General features: G+C 74.4%; 14 protein-coding genes. 6 read left to right on the top strand and 8 right to left on the bottom strand.

From position 1 onward, the window contains the following. The first annotated feature begins 456 nt into the window (after positions 1 to 456). Positions 457 to 1326, top strand: coding sequence for a glucose-1-phosphate thymidylyltransferase RfbA (gene rfbA, locus FE251_RS03160; RefSeq protein ID WP_139073163.1), 870 nt, complete (start codon positions 457 to 459; stop codon positions 1324 to 1326). A 30-nt stretch (positions 1327 to 1356) separates the two neighbouring features. Here rfbA and FE251_RS15695 read toward each other — a convergent pair whose 3' ends face one another. Next, complete coding sequence (locus FE251_RS15695) at positions 1357 to 4038, bottom strand: BNR-4 repeat-containing protein (protein ID WP_223147560.1); 2682 nt, start codon at positions 4036 to 4038, stop codon at positions 1357 to 1359. A 120-nt stretch (positions 4039 to 4158) separates the two neighbouring features. Between FE251_RS15695 and FE251_RS03150 the strand changes: the two genes are divergently transcribed. From FE251_RS03150 to FE251_RS03140, 3 genes are all read left to right on the top strand, one after another. Further along, a complete protein-coding gene (locus FE251_RS03150) occupies positions 4159 to 6096 on the top strand; it encodes a SpoIID/LytB domain-containing protein (RefSeq protein ID WP_168202640.1) in 1938 nt (645 codons plus the stop codon). 61 nt (positions 6097 to 6157) lie between these two features. Beyond that, positions 6158 to 6769 carry a dTDP-4-dehydrorhamnose 3,5-epimerase family protein gene (locus FE251_RS03145; RefSeq protein ID WP_139073165.1) on the top strand — a complete coding sequence of 204 codons (612 nt, stop codon included), beginning with the start codon at positions 6158 to 6160 and terminating at the stop codon, positions 6767 to 6769. Continuing rightward, positions 6766 to 7677: a glycosyltransferase family 2 protein gene (locus tag FE251_RS03140; protein ID WP_139947812.1), complete on the top strand. Its 912-nt coding sequence runs from the start codon at positions 6766 to 6768 to the stop codon at positions 7675 to 7677. Before FE251_RS03145 ends, FE251_RS03140 begins: the two co-directional genes overlap by 4 nt. Before the next feature lie 3 nt (positions 7678 to 7680). Here the strand turns inward: FE251_RS03140 and FE251_RS03135 are convergent, their stop codons facing one another. Together FE251_RS03135 and FE251_RS03130 are read right to left on the bottom strand one after the other, a co-directional pair. Beyond that, positions 7681 to 8952 (bottom strand): M15 family metallopeptidase, encoded by a 1272-nt coding sequence (locus FE251_RS03135; RefSeq protein WP_168202639.1) that lies wholly within the window; start codon positions 8950 to 8952, stop codon positions 7681 to 7683. A gap of 101 nt (positions 8953 to 9053) precedes the next feature. Beyond that, positions 9054 to 10214, bottom strand: a complete 1161-nt coding sequence (locus FE251_RS03130; protein WP_139947809.1) for a glycosyltransferase family 4 protein — start codon at positions 10212 to 10214, stop codon at positions 9054 to 9056. A gap of 27 nt (positions 10215 to 10241) precedes the next feature. On the opposite strand from FE251_RS03130, the gene FE251_RS03125 reads away from it, so the two are divergent. Next, the gene (locus FE251_RS03125; RefSeq protein ID WP_139073760.1) at positions 10242 to 11120 is read left to right on the top strand and encodes an NAD-dependent epimerase/dehydratase family protein; all 879 of its coding nucleotides are present in this window, start codon (positions 10242 to 10244) and stop codon (positions 11118 to 11120) included. Here the strand turns inward: FE251_RS03125 and FE251_RS03120 are convergent. The 3 genes from FE251_RS03120 to FE251_RS03110 are packed head-to-tail and all read right to left on the bottom strand — an operon-like array spanning position 11117 to position 14216. After that, on the bottom strand, positions 11117 to 12055 hold the full coding sequence (locus FE251_RS03120; RefSeq protein ID WP_139073761.1) for a lysylphosphatidylglycerol synthase domain-containing protein: 939 nt from the start codon (positions 12053 to 12055) through the stop codon (positions 11117 to 11119). The genes FE251_RS03125 and FE251_RS03120 overlap by 4 nt on opposite strands. Next, positions 12052 to 13146, bottom strand: coding sequence for a glycosyltransferase (locus FE251_RS03115; protein ID WP_230976523.1), 1095 nt, complete (start codon positions 13144 to 13146; stop codon positions 12052 to 12054). The genes FE251_RS03120 and FE251_RS03115 overlap by 4 nt, the downstream gene beginning before the upstream one ends. Further along, positions 13143 to 14216 carry a glycosyltransferase family 2 protein gene (locus tag FE251_RS03110; protein ID WP_139073806.1) on the bottom strand — a complete coding sequence of 358 codons (1074 nt, stop codon included), beginning with the start codon at positions 14214 to 14216 and terminating at the stop codon, positions 13143 to 13145. The genes FE251_RS03115 and FE251_RS03110 overlap by 4 nt, the downstream gene beginning before the upstream one ends. 230 nt (positions 14217 to 14446) lie before the next feature. Here FE251_RS03110 and FE251_RS03105 point away from each other — a divergent pair, with 230 nt between their 5' ends. Further along, positions 14447 to 15853, top strand: a complete 1407-nt coding sequence (locus FE251_RS03105) for a phospholipid carrier-dependent glycosyltransferase (RefSeq protein WP_139073807.1) — start codon at positions 14447 to 14449, stop codon at positions 15851 to 15853. A gap of 67 nt (positions 15854 to 15920) precedes the next feature. Here the strand turns inward: FE251_RS03105 and FE251_RS03100 are convergent, their stop codons facing one another. After that, on the bottom strand, positions 15921 to 18722 hold the full coding sequence (locus FE251_RS03100; protein WP_139073808.1) for a YfhO family protein: 2802 nt from the start codon (positions 18720 to 18722) through the stop codon (positions 15921 to 15923). Further along, positions 18719 to 21271: a glycosyltransferase gene (locus tag FE251_RS03095; protein ID WP_139073809.1), complete on the bottom strand. Its 2553-nt coding sequence runs from the start codon at positions 21269 to 21271 to the stop codon at positions 18719 to 18721. Before FE251_RS03095 ends, FE251_RS03100 begins: the two co-directional genes overlap by 4 nt. Between the last annotated feature and the right edge of the window lie 26 nt (positions 21272 to 21297).

Raw genomic sequence — 21297 nt, 5'->3', positions numbered from 1 at the left:
GCTCGTCGTCGCGCTGCCCGCGCTGGCGATGCAGGTCGACGAGCCGATCCCCGCCGGGGCGGTCGACGCGGCGGCCGCGCTCATGGGCTACGGCGACGTCCTCGACCCCGTCGAGGAGCCCGCGCCGTCAGACCCGGCGCTCTCCGGCCCCGAGGTCACCGGCTCCCAGGGCGGACCGGTCACCTACGGCGAGCTCGCCGACTGGTGCCGTGACCAGACCCCGGCCTCCCACCGCGACGAGGAGCGCCCGCGCGTCCTGTGCAGCCCCGGTAGCCGCCTCGAGATGCTCGCCCACGCCGTGGCGGCGTGGCGGGCGGGCGGGTCGCTCGTCCTGCTCGGCGAGGACGTCGACTCCCGCCGTTTCGCCCCCATCGGGGAGGCGGAGCGGGTGACCGTGCGCTGCTGACCGGGAGCCCACGAGTTCCGTCACCATCGCCTGTGGGCCAGACTGTCCCCATGCGAGGAATCATTCTGGCCGGGGGATCCGGCACGCGGCTGCACCCGATCACCCAGGGAGTGAGCAAGCAGCTCGTCCCGGTGTACGACAAGCCGATGATCTACTACCCGCTGACCACCCTCATGCTCGCGGGGATCCGCGACGTCCTGGTCATCACGACGCCGCACGACGCCGAGTCCTTCCAGCGCCTGCTCGGGGACGGCTCCCAGTTCGGCATCTCCATCAGCTACACCGTGCAGGCGGAGCCCAACGGCCTGGCGCAGGCCTTCGTCCTCGGCGCGGACTTCGTCGGCGGGGAGGACGCCGCCCTCGTCCTCGGTGACAACATCTTCTACGGCCCCGGCATGGGCCAGCGGCTGTCCCGCTTCGGCACCATCGACGGCGCCGCGGTCTTCGCCTACCACGTCTCGGACCCGACGGCGTACGGCGTCGTCGAGTTCGACGAGGAGTTCCGCGCGCTCTCCCTGGAGGAGAAGCCCGCCGAGCCGAAGAGCTCCTACGCGGTGCCCGGCCTGTACTTCTACGACAACGACGTCGTCGAGATCGCCAAGGCGCTCAAGCCCTCGGCGCGCGGGGAGTACGAGATCACCGACGTCAACCGCACCTACCTCGAGCAGGGGCGGCTGCGCGTCGAGGTGCTCCCCCGGGGCACCGCCTGGCTCGACACCGGCACCTTCGACTCCCTCGCCGACGCCACGTCCTTCGTCCGCACCGTCGAGGCCCGGCAGGGGCTGAAGATCGGGTGCCCGGAGGAGGTCGCCTGGCGCCAGGGCTTCCTCTCCGACGAGGAGCTGCGCGAGCGCGCCGAGCCGCTGCGCAAGTCCGGGTACGGCGAGTACCTCGTCGGGCTCCTCTCTCACAAGCACTGACCCGTCCTGCCGGCCCCCGGGCCGCCCCCGTCAGCCGGACGGCGTGGGGGCCGGCCCGGGGGTCTGCTCGTCGTCGGGCTCGGCCGTGGGCTCGGCGCCAGGCTGGGCCGTCGGCTCCGGCGTCGCCTCCGGGGTGGCGTCGGGCACCGGCTGCGCGGGTCGCAGGGCGAGGATCCCGGGCGGCACCTCGAGCACGTGGACGTACTGCGCCGGGTAGTCGGCCAGGCCCTCGCCGTCGATCTGCCGGACGCGCTGGACGAAGACGTCGAGCACGCCCCGCGAGCGCCACAGGTCGAGGTCGTAGCTCGGCTCCCACTCCCCCAGCGGGGTGTCGGTGAGGTCGCGCACCTCCCACGTGTTCGCGACGAAGTCGGTGAGGGTGGCGAGGCTCGCCACCGCGCCGCGGTCGGCATCCCGGATGATCAGGTGCGCCTCGGCGGACTCCCCCGCTCCGGAGACGAGGATCTGCGGGCGCGCGATCGGCACGGCCTTGGTGCCGCCGCCGCTGAGGGAGAAGTCCCCGGTGCGGAACTCCGACTCGCGCCGCTCCCACTCCCCCGTCCCGAGCGAGCGCAGGACCTGGTACTGCACGCCCTGCCCGGAGTCCCAGTAGGAGGCGATGTAGGGGTTGTCCTCGGCGTCCACGGTCATCGACGTCTGGTTCATGAGGTCGCTGCCCTGCGGCACGAGGGCGGCGTACTCGGCGTCGGCGCGGGTGATCGGCAGCGTGTCGTAGGGCCGGCCGTCGCTGCGCACCCACGCCCGGCCGGACGCGTCCGTCGAGCGGGCGTAGGCGACGTGGTGGTTCGTCGCGACGTCGGGGGTCTCGCGCCACGTCCACGACAGGTGCAGGCGCCCGAGGGAGTCGACGGCCGCCTGCCAGTACGCCGAGCGCTGCCCCTCGCCGTCGATGAGGTTGTCGTGGACCCGCTCCCAGCGCTGGCGCGCGGTGACGTAGCGGTTGAGGACGACGTTGCCGTCGCCCGAGCTGCCCTCGCGGTAGAGGAAGAAGAGGTTGCCGTCGGGCAGCCGGAAGAACTCCGGGTAGGTGACCGTCCGCTCGTGGGTGCCGACCATCGACCGGGTCGGGCCGAGGTCCAGGGAGTGGGGCGCCAGCGAGCGCGCGTAGGTGAGCGGGGAGTTGTGCTGCCCCCACGACAGGTGGAGGTAGCCCGCGCCGTCGACGGTGAGGCTGATGGAGTTGTGCGCGTCGCTGACGTTCGCGGTGTGCCGCGTCCAGCTGTACTCCCACGCCCCGCCGTCGCGGTCGCGGCGGGCCAGGACGAGGGTGCCGACCGCGTCGAAGTAGGCGGTGTACTGCCACCACGTGCCGTCCGGCGCCTGCGCGGTGGCGAGGGAGCTCTTGCGGAACGCCGTCGTGTTCACCGAGTTGTTCGCCCAGGCCACCGAGAGCGGCGACAGCTGCCCGGCACCTGCGCTCACCTCGACCGGGGTGGGGCGCCCGGGGCGGTGGGCCAGGGTGCGGGAACGCCCGTCCCAGTCACCGACGAGCACCTCGTCGGTCGCGCGGCCGTAGGGCGTGACGATGTCCGCCGGGCCCCCGGTGAGGGAGTTCTTCACGTGGTACTCGCTGCCGCGGCGCACGGCGACGGTGTCCACCCCGTCCCCGTCCCAGTCACCGACGAGCACGACGTCCCCGGCGCGGCCGTAGGGCGTGACGACGTCGGCGGGTCCGCCTGCCATCGTCCGGCGGAAGTGGAACTCCGCCCCACGACGCACGGCGAGGGTGTCGGTGCCGGTGCCGAACCAGTCCCCGGGATAGGCCTCGTCGTCCGCGCGGCCGTAGACGACGACCTGGTCGGCCGGGCCGGGCGTCATCGAGTTCTTCACGTGGTACTCGTTGCCGCGGCGCACCGCGAAGGTGTCGACCCCGTCCCCGTCCCAGTCACCGACGAGCACGGTGTCCTCCGGCCGGCCGTAGACGACGACCTCGTCCGCCGGGCCGGGCCGCAGGGAGTTGCGCACGTGGTAGACGTTCCCGCGGCGCACGGCGAGGGTGTCGACCCCGTCCCCGTCCCAGTCACCGACGAGGACGGTGTCCGCCTCGCGCCCGTAGACGACGACCGTGTGCGCCTCGCCCGGGGAGATCTCGTTCTTGAGGTAGTACGTGCTCCCGCGGCGCACGCCGAGGGAGTCCTGGCCGGGGCCGACCGGCACCGAGAGCGTCTCGCGGGCGAAGCGCTGGGTGCGGCGGGCGCCGTCGATGACCTCCGGCCCGACCGGCAGGCCGAGCCCGTCGACACCGCCGCGCGCCGCGAACGGCCCGTAGAGCGGGCCCTTGACGGAGAAGCCACCCGCCGCGGAGACGTAGACGGCACCGAACTGGAAGGTCTGGTGGCCCGCGCCGTCGACGGTCTCGACGCCGGAGGTCGGGTAGCCGAGCTCCCCGTGGCCACCGTCCCGGGCGAACACCTGGAAGACCTGGCCGGTGACGGCGTGCACGCCGGCCGGGGTGGCGTACAGGCGGCCGTTGGCGTGGTCGCGGGCGACGGCGTTGAAGCCCACCTGGTACTGCGCCGACGTCGCCGGGCCGAGATCCGCGGCGCCGTTGTTGAAGACCCAGGACTCGATCGGTCCTACGGGCTCGGGCTCCTCGGCTGCCACCGCCCCGGTCGTCGCGGTGAGCGCGAGCGCCACCGCGGCCACGAGGCCGCGGCCCACGACGCTCCGGTCTCCGCGAGCCAGTCCCACGATCGATCCTCTCGTTGCACGATGTTTCCGCTCACCACATCGGCCTCTGCGACAATGGTGTGACGGTCCGGGGCCGGTGACCTTCGCCCCATGCCGACCGGTCACGCCTTGGAGGGAAGTATGCGCAGACGACGCATCGCTGCGTCCGTCACCTCGGTGCTCGCGCTGCTGCTGGGGACGCTCGTCGTCGCCGCGCCGGCGAGCGCCGCCGAGGAGCGGTACAACGTGCCCGCCGGCCGGGCCTGGGAGGTCGAGGGCCGCGGCTGGGGCCACGGCATCGGCATGTCCCAGTGGGGCGCGCAGGGCGCGGCCACCAAGGCGGGCAAGCGCTACACCGAGATCCTCGACTTCTACTACCCCGGCACGACGATGAGCACCGTGCCCGACCGGCTGCTGCGGATCGCGCTGTCGGCCTACGCGCCGGCGAGCACCGTCACGCTGCAGAGCCCGCCCGGCACGACCTTCCTCGTCGCCGGGCAGGCGCTGCCCGGGGGCCGGCTGACGATCACCCGCACGGCCGGCGGCTACCAGGTCGAGCACCGCACGAGGCTCAACGGCTCCCTGACGCGGCCCGCCTGGACCGTGTCCGGCACCTCCCTCGCGGTCTCCGCCGGCACGAGCACGCCCGGCGACGGAGGCCTCGTCGTCCTCCCCCGCCAGAACGCCACCGACGGCACCTGGTACCGCGGCACGGTCAACCTCGTCGCGGGCGCCGCGGCCGGCACCTTCGACGTCGTCAACCACGTCACCCTCGAGGAGTACCTGCGCGGTGTGGTGCCCCGCGAGTCGCCCGCCTACTGGCACGCCGAGGCGCTCAAGGCGCAGGCCGTCGCCGCCCGCAGCTACGGGCTGTCGGTCATGCGGCCGACCGCGACCTCCGACCTGTGCGACACCGACCGCTGCCAGGTCTACGGCGGGCGCGCCGCCGTCGTCACCGACGGTGTCGACTTCCGCGTCTCCACCAAGGAGGCGACGAGCACCGACCAGGCCATCGCCGCGACGAAGGGCCAGGTGCGCTGGTACGACGGCGCCGTCGCCTTCACCCAGTTCAGCTCGACCAACGGCGGCCACACGGCCGCGGGCAGCCGGCCCTACCTCGTCGCCCGGCCCGACCCGTGGACCGGTCTGGCCGACGGCGACACCCGCACCAGGTGGACCGACACCCTGCAGGTCTCCACGCTCGAGCAGTACTGCCCGGCGGGCGGCTCGCTGCGCACCCTCGTCGTCACCCGCCGCGACGGCGCGGGCGAGTGGGGCGGGCGGATCACCGGCGTGCGCCTGGAGTGCACGACCGGGAACGCGACGCTCACCACCCCGGGCAACACGCTGCGCTTCGGGATGCTCTCCAACTACTGGAAGCCCACCGCCGGGGTCGAGCCGCCGAGCGGCTTCTACCTCAACGACTCCTGGGGCCCGGTGGCCCACCACGAGTTCGCCTTCGGCCGGCCCGGGGACGTCGCCCTCGCCGGGGACTGGGACGGGGACGGTACCGACACGGTGGCGGTCCGCCGCGGCCGGGAGTACCACCTCACCGCCGCCCACGACGGGCGCACCGCCCGCTCGGTCGCCTACGGCCAGCCCGGCGACGAGGTGCTCGTCGGGGACTGGGACGGCAACGGCACCGACACCCTCGCCGTGCGCCGCGGCAACGTCTTCTACATCAACAACTCCATCGCCCCCGGCCCGGCGACCACCGTCATCGCCTACGGCCGGCCGGGTGACGAGGTGCTCGTCGGGGACTGGGACGGCAACGGCACCGACACCCTCGCCGTGCGCCGCGGCAGCGTCTACCACATCCGCAACACGATGACCTCGGGCCCCGCGCACACGCTCGTGCCCTACGGCCGGGCGACCGACGCCGTCCTCGCCGGGGACTGGGACGGCAACGGCACCGACACCCTCGCCGTACGCCGCGGCAGCGAGTACCACATCAAGAACTCGATGACCGCGGGCGTCGCGGACCGCGTGGTCGTCTACGGGCGGGCGGGTGACTCCGTCATCGTCGGCGACTGGGACGGCAACGGCACCGACACCCTCGGGGTGCACCGCACGCACTGACCGCCCGCCCGGCCACGCCGGTAGGCTGGGCGGGCACGTCGGCCACGAGAGAGGAAGAGCTGTGGAGTTCCGCGAGCTGAACGTCCCGGGAGCCTGGGAGATCACCACCAAGCAGCACGGCGACCCCCGGGGCGTCTTCCTCGAGGTCTTCAAGGAGCAGGCGTTCGTCGACGCCGTGGGCCACCCCTTCACCCTCAAGCAGGTGAACTCCTCGGTGTCCGCCGCCGGCGTCCTGCGCGGCGTGCACTTCGCCCAGGTGCCGCCCTCGCAGGCCAAGTACGTCAGCTGCCCGCGCGGCGCCGTGCTCGACGTCGTCGTCGACATCCGGGTCGGCTCCCCGACGTTCGGCCAGTGGGACGCCGTCCTGCTCGACGACGTCGACCGCCGCTCCATCTACATCTCCGAGGGACTGGGCCACGCCTTCTGCTCCCTCGAGGACGACTCCACCGTCGTCTACCTGTGCTCCGAGCCCTACGCCCCGGGCCGCGAGCACGGCATCAACCCGCTGTCGCTGGGCATCGACTGGCCCACCACGGCGCGTGACGGCAGCCCGCTGGAGCTGCGCCTGTCGGAGAAGGACGAGGCAGCCCCCACGCTCCAGGAGGCGCAGGACGCCGGGCTGCTGCCGCACATCGACGAGGTCCGCGACTTCCTCGCCTCGCTGCGCGCGTGAGCCACGCGGGCGTCACCGCCGTCGTCGTCACCTACGAGCCGCAGGTCGAGGTCACCGGCCCGCTGCTCACCGCGCTCGCCGAGCAGTGCGGCGCGGTCGTCGTCGTCGACAACGGCTCGGCGCCGCAGCGCCTCGACGCGCTGCGCGCCGAGTGCGACCGGGTGGGTGCCGAGCTCCTCGCGCTGCCGGTCAACCAGGGCATCGCCGCGGCGCAGAACCTCGGCATCGCCCGCGCCGCCGGTGCCGAGCACGTCCTGCTCATGGACCAGGACTCCCTGCCCGCACCGGACATGGTCGACCGGCTCGTCGCCGCGGTCCACGCGGCCGTGGCCGAGGGCCACGCGGTCGGGGCGGTGGGCCCGGTGTCGGCCGACACCCGGTCGACCACCGAGCAGATGGTCTACGTCTCGCGCCGCTGGGGCCCGCGCCGCGCCACCGCGCAGGAGCTGGCGGCCGAGCGGGTCGAGACGGCCTTCCTCCTCGCCTCGGGCTGCCTCGTCCCGGCGCCCGTGCTCGAGCACGTCGGCCTCATGAACGAGGCGTGGTTCATCGACCACGTCGACCTCGAGTGGGGCCTGCGCGCCCGACGTGCGGGGTACACGCTCTACGCGGTGCCCGGCGCCCACCTCGACCACTCGCTCGGTGACCGGCTCACCAAGCTGCCCGGGCGGGCGCAGGAGGTCCACGTCCACTCCCCCGTGCGCACCTACTACCTCGCGCGCAACACCGTGCTCCTCATCCGCTCGGGCCTGCTCGGCGGGCGCTGGTCGGTGGGGTACGTCGTGTGGCTGGCCAAGTACGTCGCGTTCAACGCGCTGCTCGCCGCGCCCCGCCGCGAGCGCGTGCGGCGCATGGCCCAGGGGCTGCGCGACGGTCTCCTCGGCCGCACCGGCCCCGCGCCGCGCTGAGGCTCAGCCCCGGTAGTCGAAGTGCCACGGCTCGGGGTTCGAGCCGTTCTCCCGGTTCCACGGCATGTTGTGCCAGCCGAAGCGCGGGCCGTTGTCCCGCAGCCAGAGGTAGGGCTGGCGCCCGAACTCGATGTCGGTGCGGCCCCCGAAGTCCACGGCCAGGCCGTAGCCGTGCGGCGAGGCGCCCGGGCGGGCGGCCGTCGGCGGACCGGTCTCGGCCCAGAGGTACTGCTGGTCCTCGTAGCTGCGGTAGGTGGTGAGCGGGGCGGGGTTGATCGGCAGCGGCGCACCGAACCGGGCCCGGTAGGCGCGGTCGAAGGCGACGAGGTCGGCCACCGCCCGGCACTGGACGGCGTGGGTGGGCAGGAAGGGGATCGGGCACAGGGCGGAGTGGCTCAGCCGCCCGTTGCGCGGGTCGACCTTCCCGGAGGTCGCGTCGACACCGGCCAGGGCGCCCGCCGTCACCGAGCCGTCGGGGACGCGCTGGAGCGCGGGGCGCAGGCGGTGGACCCCGAGGGAGTCCACGCCGTCCCCGTCCCAGTCCCCGACGAGGACGCCGTCGTTCTCCCGGCCGTAGACGACGACGCGGTCCGCCTGGCCCGGGCGGATCGAGTCGGCGATGTGGTAGACCCGCCCGCGGCGCACGGCGAAGGTGTCTCTGCCGTCACCGTCCCAGTCCCCGACGAGCACCTCGTCGGCGGGCCGGCCGTAGACGACCACCTGGTCGGCGGGACCGCCGGACAGGGAGTTCTTGACGAAGTACTGAGCGCCGCGGCGCACGGCGAAGGTGTCCCTGCCGTCACCGTCCCAGTCGCCGACGAGCACCTCGTCCGTGGCCTTGCCGTAGGGGAGGACGACGTCCGCCGCTCCCCCGCTCAGCGAGTTCTTGACGTGGTAGACCATGCCGCGGCGCACGGTCATCGTGTCGGTGCCGTCCCCGTTCCAGTCGCCCACGAGGACGGTGTCCCACGCACGCCCGTAGCCGAACTGCCGGTCGGGGCCGCCGGTGGTGTTGGAGTTGCGCACCGAGAACACGTTGGTGAGGTTGCGCGAGCCGATCGTGTCGACGCCGTCGCCGTCCCAGTCACCCACCCAGTAGCGGTCGGTCTGCACCCCGAAGGTGAAGACCGCGTTCGCCTCGGCGGCGAAGCTGTCGGAGAGGTAGAAGTCCTGGCCCCAGCCGTCGCTCTGCCCGCCCTTGGCGGCCGCCACCGTGCCCGACGTCGCCAGCAGTCCCGCCAGCACGCCGGCGACGGCCCATCGGCCTCCCCGCATCCACGCTCCCCCTCGCATTCCGGACAGGCTAACCACCGGCCGGGTGGGATCCGGTCGCCGCCGCGGGCGTGTCCCGGGATCGGGGCGGCGGCGGCGCGAGGTCAGGAGGTGAGGCTGCGCAGGAGGTCGACGTACCGGCGGCCGACGGCGTCGGCGGAGAACTCGGTGGCCCGCTCCCGGGCCGAGCGGCCGAGCTCGGCCCGGCGCCCGGGATCGGCTGCGAGGTCGTCGAGCGCGCGGGCGAGGGCGGCCGGGTCGCCGGGCGCGGTGAGCACGCCGTCGACGTCGTCGCGCACGGCCTCGTCGATCCCGGCGAGCGCGGAGGCGACGACGGCGCAGCCGGTGCCCATCGCCTCGAGGAGGACGACCGGGAGGCCGTCCTGGTCCCCGGAAGCGGCGGGCACCGAGGGGACGACGACGATGTCCGCCTCAGCGTAGGCCTGACGCAGCGCGGTCCGCCCGAGCTGGCCAGCGAACGTCACCGGCAGCCCCTCGGCGGCGCGCTCGCTCTGCGCCCGCAGCGGCCCGTCGCCCACGACGGTGAGCCGGACGTCGGCCCGGACCAGCCGCAGCGCCTCGAGCAGGACGTGCAGGCCCTTCTTCTCCACGAGTCGGCCGACGAACAGCAGTCGCACCGGCCCGTCGGGCCGTTCCACGCGCGGCACGACGCCGCTGAGGTCGGCGCCCATCGGCATGACCGAGACCTTCTCCGGCGCGGCGCCCAGGTCGATGACCAGCCGGCGCATCTCCTCGTTCATCACGGTGACGTGGCCGGCGCGCCGCACCACCCATCCCTTGAGCCGTCGCAGCAGCGGGCTGTCGAGCGCGTAGAGGTCACCGCCGAGCGTCGTGACGAGCCGCGGGGTGCGGGGCGCGCAGACGGTGGCGACCAGGCCCTGGGGCACGATCCAGTGCGCGTGGACGACGTCGGGACGGTGGCGGCGCACGGTCCGCAGCGTCGCCAGCGCCTCGGCGAGGACGAGGCACGGGACCTGCACCCACATGGCCCGGTCCTGGCGGAGGTTCTCGATGATCGCCCCGTGCGCCAGCCGCTCCCAGCGGGCCGGGAAGTACCGGAAGCGGCGGACCTGCAGCCGTCCCTCGCTCTCGTGTGTGGCGCCGCCGGGCACGGCGGGGACGAGGGCTATCGTGTCGAAGTGCTCGGCCTCACGCCGGGCCAGGTCGGAGACGAACTCCGGTGTCCCGTCCCCTGGACGGCCCGGGTAGGTCGACGCCAGCACGATGAGGCGAGGGCGGCTCACGCGGCTCCGTCCGAGAGGGGGAGGTTCATGCGCACAGGATCGCACGGCGGGGTCGCGGTCGTCGGCGGAGCGGGGTTCCTCGGGTCGGCGCTCGCCCGGTCCCTCGAGGGCCCGGACGTCCACCTCTACACGCGCTCGCGTCCCGTCCTGGCGTCCGGGAGCCTGCCCGCGGAGCTGGACACCGTCTCCACGGTCGTGTGGGCCGTCTCCCAGGTCAACCCACAGGTCGCCGAGGAGCGTCCGGACCTCGTCGCCGAGGACGAGCACCACCTCCTCTCCTTCCTCCGCGCGCTCGACGACCACGGGCTGTCCCCCCGGACCGTGCTGCTCAGCTCGGGGGGCACGGTCTACGGGAACCACGGGGCACCCTTCGCCGAGACGACGCCCACCCGGCCCGCGAGCGCGTACGGGCGGGCGAAGGTGCGCCTGGAGCAGGTCCTGGCCGACCACGCCGCCTGCCCGACGGTCGTGCGGGTCGCCAACGCCTACGGCCCCGGCCAGCCGGCCGGGCCGGGACAGGGCGTCCTCGCCCACTGGCTGCGCGCGGTCGCGGCCGGGCGGCCGGTCACCGTGTTCGGCGACCTCGGCACGGCCCGTGACTACGTCGCCGTCCAGGACGTCGTCGCCGCCCTCCTCCGGCTGCACCAGCACACCGGCGCGCTGCCGGTGGTCAACGTCGGGTCGGGCCGGGCGACGACGCTCGGTGAGCTCCTCGACGTCGTCCGCGACGTCACCGGCACCCCGGACCTCGCCGTGCGCCACGAGCCCGCGCGCGGGTTCGACGTGCCGGCGACGTGGCTCGACGTCGGCCTCGCCCGCGAGGTGCTCGGCTGGGAGCCGCGGACGTCCCTGCGGTCGGGGGTCGCGGCCACGTGGGAGTGGCTCGCGGCGAGCGTCGCCCGCTAGCCGGGCAGGACCTCGCGCCGGCTGCGCCTGCGCAGCAGCGACATGGCGCCCAGGCCGAGCAGGAGGTCGGCGACGGTGAGGACGACGCGGGCCAGGAGCACCGTGACGACCACGGCGCCGGCGTCGAGCTGCCCGGCGAGCAGGGCGCCGAGGACGGCCTCGCGCACCCCCACTCCCGCGGGCACGACGATGGCGAGGAAGCCGACGATCCACGCGAGGGCGTAGCCGCCGACGGCGAGGGCCAGGGTGGCGAGGTCGGCGTCCATGCCGAGCTGCGAGGCGATGAGCCAGACCTGGACGCCCGCGAGCACCCAGCCGGCCAGCGCCCACGCCGCCGAGCGCGCCACGCCCCCGCCGGTGAGCGGCTGCTCCAGGGCGGGCCGCCGCGCGAGGGACAGCGCGAGACCGAGCACCCGGTTGAGGACGGGCGGCAGGAGCAGGACGAGGAAGACCGGCAGCGTCCAGGCCACCCACCCGAACTGCTCGCGCAGCTCGGGCGGACCGAGGAGGACCGCGACGACGGCGAGGAGCAGGCCGGTGACGATGGAGACGAGGATCGACACGGCCATGACCGAGACCGACCGGCGGCGCGGGATCTCGTGGTCGGCACCCATCTCGGCCGCGGCGACGATGTTCCACACCCCGCCGGGCAGGTACTTGCCGACCTGGGACACGAAGAACACCCGGCTCGCGTCCCGCACGGACAGCCGGGAGCCGAGGTCGGTCATCACCGCCCGCCACGAGAGCATGGTGAGGAAGACGTAGGCCAGGCTCACCGCGAGGACGGCGAGCAGCTGGAGCGGGGAGATCGCGGCGAGCGCGGCGGTGACGCCGTCCCACTGGCTGGCGACCGCCCAGATCCCGAAGGCGAGTGCGGCGAGGAGGAAGACCACGCGGGCCCAGCGGGAGCGCAGCGCGGACAGGACGCGGCTCATCGGGCCAGCACCTCCTCCAGGGGCGCGGTGACCGCGCCGGCGGTGAACCGCTCGCCGCTCCACGCCCGCGCCCGGTCGCGCAGCCGCGCGAGCTGCTCGCGGTCGGCGGCGAGGCCGGCGAGCGCGTCGGCCAGCGCCTCGGCGTCCCCCGGCGGCACGAACAGGGCGGAGTCACCGAGCACGCGGCGCTGCGGCGGGGTGTCGCTCGTGACGACCGCGCAGCCGGCGGCGGCGCCCTGGTAGACCTTGTTGGGCACGACGCGCCTGGCCTTGTCGGTCGTGCCGAAGACGCCGAGGCACACGTCGTGCGCGGCGACGAGACCGGGCAGGTCGCCCGGGGCGACCCAGTCGTGCCAGGTCACCCACGGCAGCCCGGCGACGGACTCGCGCACGGCGGGGGCGTCCTGCCCGTCGCCGACGAGCGTGACCCGGACCTCGACGCCGCGCTCGTGGAGCAGGCGCAGCGCACGGCCGAGGGTCTCGGTGCCCTGGAGCGGGGTGAACAGGCCGAAGAAGACGACGCTCAGCGGCTCGTCGGCGGGCGGCTGCGGCGCCGCAGCGGCGAACCACGCGTCGGTCGCGCCGACGTCGACGACGACCGTGTCGCTCCCGGCGGGCGCGAGCGCCCGGTGCTCCTCGGTGTCCACGACGACGACGTCCGCAGCGCCCAGCGCCAGGCGGTCGAGCAGGGCGAGCAGCCGGGTGCGCAGCCCCTCGGGGGTGCCCCGGTCACGAGCGGTGTCCGCCGCGAAGATCAGGTGGTCCAGGACGATCGTCGTCCGCGGGAAGAGGAGCCGGGCGAGCAGGACGTCGAAGTGCCCGAGGTACCCGACGAGGACGGCGTCGGGCCGGCCGGGTCCGCGGAAGCGACGGCTGCCCCAGGCGAGGGAGGCCCAGCGCCGTGCCATCCGCAGCGCGAAGCCGGGCAGCGCGAGCGGGCTGCGCAGGGCGCGGACCTTGTCCGCCGTCGACAGCCCGAGCGGGCGGTTGAGCTCGAGGACCTCGTCGCCGTGCGCGCGCAGGCCGTCGACGAGCACCTGGACGCGCGGGTGGCGCCCCACGTCGTAGGTGCCGAAGGCCAGGATCCTCACTGCTCGACGGTCTCGCCCGTGGCCAGGGTCGTCGGGTGCTGCGCGTTCTGGGGCGGCACGGCCAGTCCCAGGTGGTGGCCGAGGCCGTTGCCGTTGTGCGCGAACCGGTCGTCGCCCGCGACGTCGGCGGGCGGGCGGTACTGGAGCACCTTGATCCGCTCGAGGCTCTCCTCGAGCAGCACCCGGTTGGTGCGCTGGAGGTCGGCGATGACGAGCAGGGCGTAGCTCAGCAGTGCTCCGACGAGCATCGCACTGCCGAAGATGAGCGACTGGACGTGGCCGCTGCCCTCGCCCTGGAGCCAGAAGACGAAGAACCGGACGAAGGGCACGAGCGCCGCGATGAGCATGAGCGTGCCGAGCGTGCCGAGCACGAGGTGCGGCTTGAACATGAGGTAGGACCGCGAGATGGCGCCCGCGGACTTGAACATGTGCTGCCAGATGTTCTTGAACAGCCGCGACTCGCGCGTCTTGGGGTTCGTCTCGATCGGCAGCGAGGCGATGCGCAGGCGCTTGTTGCCGGCCTGGATGATCGTCTCCATGCAGTAGGAGAACTGCGTGATGACGTTGAGGCGCAGCAGCGCGTTCTTGGAGTAGGCGCGGAAGCCGGAGGCGGCGTCGGGCAGGGCCGTCCCGGCCGCCTTGTTCACGACGCTCGAGCCGACCTGCTGCATCGCCTTCTTGAAGGGCGAGAAGTGCGCGATCGTGCTCGTCTGCCGGTCGGCGATGACGATGTCGGCGGTGCCGTGGACGATCGGCTGGACGAGGTCGGTGATCCGCTCCTGCGGGTACTGGTTGTCGCCGTCGGTGTTGACGACGATGTCCGCCCCGTGCGCGAGCGCGTAGTCGACGCCGTCGCGGAAGGAGCGGGCCAGGCCCATGTTGCGGGCGTGGCGCACGATGTGGCGCACCCCGTGCGCCTGCGCGACCTCGATCGTGCGGTCGGTGGATCCGTCGTCGATGATGAGGATCTCGATCTCGTCGATCCCGGGGATCTCCCGCGGGATCGACTCGAGGACCATCGGCAGGGTCTCTTCCTCGTTGAGGCACGGGACCTGGACAAACAGCTTCACTGGATCAACCCATCGTCATCAGCGTGGCTGCCGACGCCTGACGAGCAGCCTGTCATTCGCGGCGCCGGGCACGACCGGGCACGACGCCGAACCTCCCGCCCACAATACGGTAGAGCGCCCGGGGGCCGGGCCGGGTGTGCCGAGCCTTACACCCGCACAGCCCGGCAACGGCGCGACGGTAGCCTGTCCGCGGCGCGTCTGCACCGCGCCACCGAGCCTGAGGAGGACGTGTGGAGGGCCAGACCCCCGAGGTCGCGGCGGCGACGAACGAGCCGGCATCCGGACGCACCCGTCGCCGGACGCGCGAGGTGCCGCTGCGCACCGACGTCCTGTGGTCCCTCCTCCTCGCCGCTGCCGCTGTCCTGCTCAGCGTGCTCGGCGTGCTCGGCGGCACCCAGATCTCCGCTCTCGACGAGCACACCCACCTCGACTACGCGTACAAGGTGAGCCAGGGCGAGCTGCCCTACACCGGCGTGCCGCTGAGCGACTTCACGCTGGAGGAGTGGTCCTGCCGCGGCCAGCAGTCCATCGCCGAGGCGCTGCCGCCGTGCGAGGAGGCCACCGCGGACGAGGTCGCACCCTCGGACTACCCGGCCCGCGGGGAGAACTACAACGCCTGGCACCCGCCGCTGTACTACGCGGCGGCCGCGGCCGCCGGCACCGTCGCCGAGGCGCTGGGCCAGAGCTTCACCACCGGCGCCCGGCTCAGCGGCGGGCTGTGGCTCGCCGCCGCCGTCGTCGCGATGTACGGCGTGCTGCGCCACTGGCGGCTGCGCCCGGCGCTCGCCGCGTCCGGCGCCGCGGTGATCATGGCCGTGCCGAGCATCGTCCACGCCTCCTCCACGGTGACCAACGACGCCCCGGCCGCGCTCCTCGGCGTCGGTGCGCTGTGGGTGCTCACCCGGGTGTTCCGGGACGGGCGGACCGGCTGGTTCGCCTGGGTGCTGCCCACGGTCATCGCCGTCCTCGCGGCGAACGTCAAGCTCATGAGCACCGTCGCGATCCTCACCGCCGTGGGGGTCGTCGCGCTCAGCGCGCTGCCCCAGCTGCGCGACCGGAACTGGGGCGAGGCGGTGCGCCGGCTGCTCATCGCGGTCGTCCCGGTCCTCGCGGTCGGCGCCAGCGCCCTCGCCTGGTCGGCCTTCCAGTCCGGGCGGGCGGTGGAGAACTGGACGAACCCGATCGCCGGGGTCAACACCGCGCCCGTGGCCGGCGCACCGTTCGACGAGTGGGCGCCCACGCTCACCTCCGCCTTCGGCCTGGTCGACGACTTCTACGTCCAGCCCGAGCTCATGTCCTCCCTCATCTGGCTGAGCGTCGGCGCCCTCACCGTCCTCCTCACCGCGGCCCCGTTCATGGCGCTGGTGACGTTCCGGCCCGGCCAGGCGGAGCGGGTCGTGGGCTGGGCGGCGCTCGTCGGCGCCGTCGCCGTCCCGCTGCTCGTCCAGGGCCAGGAGTTCCTCCGCGGCGGCGGCTACTTCCGCGGGGTGAGCGCCCGCTACGCCGTCACCCTCGTGCCGATGACGATCGCCGCGCTCACGCTCGTCGCGCACGAGCGGCGCTACCAGGTCCTCGCCTACGTCGTCGCGGTCGGCGGCTACCTCAGCATGCTGCTGAGCTTCTCCGGCATCGCCTGACCCCCGGTCTCGCGCCTTCGGTGTGGAGTCCTGGACCTCCTGGGTCCAGGACTCCACACCGAAGCGGCTATCGGCCCGTCGCGTGCCGCGGGCGGTCCGCCGGGCGCCCCGCCCGGGCGAGCCACAGCCACAGCCCGAGGAGACCGACCGCCGTGGCGCCGGCCACCCACGGCAGCGCCCCCCACCCGGTGGGCTCGTAGGACAGCTCGACGACGTGCTCCCCCGCGGGCACCGCCACACCCCGCATCGCGTGGTCGGCGGTGAGGATCGGCACCTCCTGGCCGTCGAGGCGCGCGACCCAGCCGCTGTGCACGCCGTCGGCGACGACGAGCATCCCGGCCCCGTCGGCCTCGACCCGGACCTGCTGGAGGTCGTCGTCGTCGCGGAGCACCTCGATCTCGGCGCCGGCGCCGTCGAAGGCCGCGACGTCGGCGTCCTCGAGGAGGACGGTGCTCCCGGGCACCTGCGCCATGAGCGCGGCGCACTCGGGCGCGTCGGTGCACTCCGCGGCGTCGGACGCCCACCGGAAGCGCGGCAGGGCGTTCTCGCGCTCGAGGACGAGCGCGTCGGTCGTGTCGACGAGCGTGAGGTCGTCGTCCCCGGCGACGATGACGCCGAGCCAGGCCTCCCCGCGCTGGGCCTCGTTGTCGCCCGCGGCCCGCAGCTCGACGCCGGGGCCGCCCTCGACGCGGACCTGGAGGGTGACCGGCCCGTCGGTGGGCAGCTCCTCCCCCGCGAGCGCGACGCCGACGACGCCGGACTCCCCGTCGCGCAGGCGGCGGCTGCCCGTCGCGAGCACCTTCCCGTCCTCGTCGAGCGCCTCGACGACGAGGCGGCCCGGGTCGCCGCCCTCCGGGACGTCCCCGAGCGGCTCGGCGAGCTCGACGAGCGCGGCGCGCACGGGGGTGCCGGCCTCGACGGTCCGCGCGGCCACCGGCCCGTCCGCACCGGCGCCGGCGCGCACGACGCCGGTGCCCTGCTCGCCGTCGCCCCAGAAGCTTCCCGGCGGGATGACGTGGGTGTCCATGACCGCGTAGCGGGTGGCGAAGCGGTCCAGGACCGGTGAGGTGAGCGCCTGCGGGCTCGACAGCGAGTGGCTCGTCGCCGAGCGGAACATCCCCTTGTCGGCGGCGAGGAGCAGCGCGCGCCACTCCTCGGGGGTGAAGGTGTGCCCGGACAGGGACCGAAGGCCGGGCACCTGGGCGGCGGAGTACCAGTAGGCGCCGTACATCCCGACCATGCGGTCGTGCCCGAGGTTCTCGGAGAGGAACGCGTCGGTGCGGGTGTCGCGGTAGAGGGTGTCGGGGTCGGCGCGGGGCCACCAGGCCGCCGCGAAGGTGATGCCCTCGACGGCGAGGACGAGCGGGACGAGCACGGCCGCGACCACCTGCGCGGGCCGGGGGCGCACCAGCACCGCCGCCCACGCCGCGGCGACGAGCACGCCGGCGACGAGCCCGAGGACCACCGAGGGGCGGGCCTGGGCCCACTCGGCCGGTCCGGGAGCGACCTCCCGCACGAGCAGCGCGGCGACCCCGAGGGCCGCGACCACCGCGACGGCGGCAGCCAGCGCCCAGCGCCGGCGCCCCACCCCGGGCCGGGGGCCGCGTACGAGCGAGTCGAAGCCGACGGCGGCGAGCATGGCGAACATGAGCCCGCCGACCGCGCGGGTGCGCTGGAGACCGGAGCCGCCCATGCCGGGCAGGAGCTGGACGAGGTAGTTGAGCCCGCCGCCGACGAACGTCACGGCGAGCGTGAGGACGATGGCGAGGAGGAGGAAACCGCGCACCGCGCGCAGCCGGTCGGAGGCCGGCGGCATGACGAGGGCGGCCACGCACAGGACCAGCGCGCCGGCGCCGACGAAGCTCACGCCCTCGACGGGGATGAGGCTGCCCCAGCGCGCCGCGCCCGACGCGCAGGAGCCGAGCGCCTCCGGGTAGGCCATGGTGAGGATCTCGGGCCAGTCGAGGGTGAGCTGCCACGCGCTCGCCCGGCGCTCGAGGTCGACGCTCTCGCGCAGCTGCTGGGCCCAGGGCACGACCTGGAAGGCGACGAGCGCGAGCCCGGCGAGCCCGCCGGCCGCGGCGAGTGCCGGGGCACGGCCCCACCTGCGCCACGGTGAGCCGCCGGGAGCCGGCCGCTCGCGCCGGTTGAGCACGACGAGCCGGACGACCCCGTAGAGGGCCGCGAGGTAGACGGTGTGGACGACGATCGCGGGGAACCCGCCGAGGACGACGCCCGCGACGACGAACGGCAGCGGCAGCGCCGAGCGCAGCGTGCGGTCCTGGACGATCCGCTCGACCGCCCAGAAGACGAGCGGGAAGAAGGCGGCGGTGCGGGTCTGCGGCCAGCCGGTCCACATGACGAGGTACCCGCTCGTCGCGTAGAGGAACCCGCCGAGGGCTCCCGCCGCGACCGACAGCCCCAGGCGGCGCGCCCACAGCACGGTGCCGAGGAGGACGACGCCGATCTCCAGGAGCTTCATCCACGCGGGGAACAGGACGTCGGGGAGGGGCAGGGTGGCGAGGAAGATCGGGGACACGACACCCTGGAACGGGGCGGCCCCGAGGATCGTCCCGGCGCTCGCGCTCGACTCCCACAGCGGCGCGGCGTCACCCGCGGCGATCCGGTCGCGGAAGCTCAGCGCGTGCGGGAGTGCGGCGTCGACGGTGTCGGAGACGCACGCGTTCGTCACGGTCTCGACGGTCGAGGCCTCGGCCCACGGCGCCTGGCGCTCGATGAGGTCGCCGGCGGCGAACAGCTGCGCCCCGACGAGCGCGGGGCCGAGCAGGAGGACGACGAGGGCGACGAGGGGCGCCCACGCCGCGACCGTGCCGAGGCGGGCGCGCCGCCTCTCCTGCGCCGCGGTCACCGGCGGACGCGGGCGCGCAGCGTGCGCACGACCCGGCGGCCGACCTCACGGGCTCCCTCGGCGCGGTACACGCGCCGTGCCGCGGCGGCCTTGCGCGCGAGCGGGTGGCTCAGCAGCGCGGCGGGCACGCGGCCGGCGGGGGCCGGCAGGGCGTAGGGCTCGACGTAGGCGTCCGCGGCGGACAGCGGCTCGTCGTCGACGACCGGCTCCCAGTCCGTCGGCCGACGCGGGCCCTCGCGCCGGACGTGGTCCGCCGCGGCGAGCAGGTTCTCCAGGTAGACCCGGCCCTGGAGGTGGGGTGACCAGCGCAGCAGCGCGTCGCGGCGCGCCTGGCTGCCCACCCGGTGGCGCAGCGCGACGTCGTCGAGGAGGGACGTCAGCGCGGCGACCCACTCCTCGTGACCGGCGGCGAGGAAGCCGGTGCGGCCGTGGTCGATGGCCTCACGGAAGGGCTCGGTGGGCGAGGCGACGACGGGGGTCTCGACGAGCGCGGCCTCGAGCCACTTGATGGCCGACTTCGCCTCGTTGAAGCGGCTGCGCTCGGTGAGCGGGGCGAGGGCGATGTCGACGTCGCGCAGCAGCCCGGGCAGCTCGGTCCAGCCGACGAACGGCAGCCGGCGGACCCGGTGGGCCAGGCCGTCGAGCGCGGACGTCGGTTCGACGAGCCCGCCGAGCCACAGCTCGACGTCGGGGTGCGCCTCGAGCACCTCGCGGACGGCGGGCTCGACGGCGGCCCAGTCGGCGTCGTGGGTGTTCGTGCCGGAGAAGTAGCCCACCCGCAGCGGACCCTCGGCACGGGGGCGCTGGAGGGCGTCGTCGGAGGCCTGGGCGAGCAGGGTGCCGACGCCGTTGGCGAAGCGACGGGAGGGCAGCCCGGTGACGGCGGTGGTGTGGCGGCACAGCTCGGTGGTGGAGCCGATGAACATGTCGGCCGCCTCCATCGTCGTGCGGTAACGGGCCACGCCGCGCCACCACAGCTCGATCTCCTCGGGCGAGAGCCGGCTCAGGCCGTGGACCTCGTCCTTGAGCTCGGGGTCGAAGATGAGGTCGTCGACGTCGAAGAGGACCGGGACGGTCCGCTCGCGGCGGCGCACCTGGGCGACGAGGTCGAGCACCTGGGAGGTCGCCGGGACGCGGTAGAGGACGACGGCGTCGACCTGCTCGACGAGCTCGGGCAGCGCGGGGTCGCGGTAGTGGCGCACGTCGGCGTGCACCCCGTGCAGGCGCAGCGCCTCGGCCGGCAGGTGGGCCCGGTAGCGCAGCGGGGCGCCCTGGATGCCGACGACGAACAGCACGCGCCGCATGAGCTGCTCGGAGGCGCGGCGGGTGACGGTCAGGTCCTCCTCGGGGGGCACCGGCGCCGGCGGGGCGGCGAGCTCGGCGTAGAGCTCCAGGACGCCGGCGGTCTGGTCCTCCAGCGTGCGCACCGGGCTGGCCGAGCCCTTGCCCATGAGGGCGCGGGCGGCGACGGGGTCGGTGACGAGGCGGCGCAGCGCCCCGGCGAGCGCGTCGGCGTCGGCGGCCGGGACGACCATCCCGTTGTACCCGTCGAGGACGGCCTCCTCGGGCCCGAGGGTGTCGGTGCACACGACGGCGAGCCCGGCGAGCAGCGCCTCGCGGGTGAGGATGGAGTGGGACTCGCGGTTCACCGAGGGCAGGACGAGGACGTCGTGGGCGGCGAGGACCTCGCCGAGCTCCTCGCGGCCGTACCGTCCGCGCACCCGGACCTGCGGGGGCACTGAGGTGGGGAAGTCGCCTGCGCCGTAGAGGTCGAGGGTCCAGCCGTCGAGGTCGGCCACCTGCTCGGCGGCGCGCAGCAGCACCGGCAGGCCCTTCATCGGGTCGGGTCCGCCGGCGAACATGAACCGCAGCGGGCCGTCGGAGGGCTGGTGGGCGACCGGCGCCTCGGTCGCGGGCAGGCCGTTCTCGTCGACGCGCAGCCGGTCGGCGGGCACGCCGTTGGCCCGCAGCACCTTCGCGGTGATCTCCGACGGGGCGAGGACGACGTCGGCGAAGGCGAGCTCCTTCGCGAGCCGCGCGTCGCGCTCGAGGAGCGACTGGTGGCCGGCGGCGCAGGGGCACGTGCCGCACGAGACGACGACCGAGCACGGCGTGAGGTCGGCGGTGGCGAGGAACTGGCGGGCGCACACCCACCAGAAGTCGTGCATGGTGACGACGACGGCCGCGCCGGACTCCTTCGCGGCCCGCACGAGGGAGCCACCGAGGGTCTGCAGGGAGTGGAGGTGGACGACGTCGGGCCGGACCTCGGCGAGCCAGGCGCGGAAGTCGGCCTCGACGGCGGGATTGTACCAGTTCTTCTCGTCGTTCCAGGCGGTCCAGGGCGTCGTGACGATCCACCGCACGTTCACGTCACCCTCGTGGGTCTCGCTGAAGGTCGACAGCGGCGTGCGCGCGTCGTCGAGGTACCCGGCGTAGACGTGGCTCTCGTGGCCCGCGGCGGCGGCCGCCCGCGCGAACCGTTGCGGGACCAGGACCCCGCCGGAGACGAAGTTCGGTGGGAAGTGTGCGGACACCTGGACGACGCGCATCCCAGCATCGTACGTGGCCACCACTC

It is taken from the genome of Georgenia wutianyii (assembly GCF_006349365.1).
Lineage (GTDB): Bacteria > Actinomycetota > Actinomycetes > Actinomycetales > Actinomycetaceae > Oceanitalea > Oceanitalea wutianyii.
This window is presented reverse-complemented; position numbering and strand designations above follow the sequence as displayed.

What these genes read in the sequence shown, in the direction of transcription:
- FE251_RS03150 (WP_168202640.1), top strand. Translation starts at nt 4,159, where the DNA reads ATGCGCAGACGACGCATCGCTGCGTCCGTCACCTCGGTGCTCGCGCTG.
- FE251_RS03125 (WP_139073760.1), top strand. Translation starts at nt 10,242, where the DNA reads ATGCGCACAGGATCGCACGGCGGGGTCGCGGTCGTCGGCGGAGCGGGG.
- FE251_RS03095 (WP_139073809.1), bottom strand. Translation starts at nt 21,271, where the DNA reads ATGCGCGTCGTCCAGGTGTCCGCACACTTCCCACCGAACTTCGTCTCC.
- rfbA (WP_139073163.1), top strand. Translation starts at nt 457, where the DNA reads ATGCGAGGAATCATTCTGGCCGGGGGATCCGGCACGCGGCTGCACCCG.
- FE251_RS03120 (WP_139073761.1), bottom strand. Translation starts at nt 12,055, where the DNA reads ATGAGCCGCGTCCTGTCCGCGCTGCGCTCCCGCTGGGCCCGCGTGGTC.
- FE251_RS03135 (WP_168202639.1), bottom strand. Translation starts at nt 8,952, where the DNA reads ATGCGGGGAGGCCGATGGGCCGTCGCCGGCGTGCTGGCGGGACTGCTG.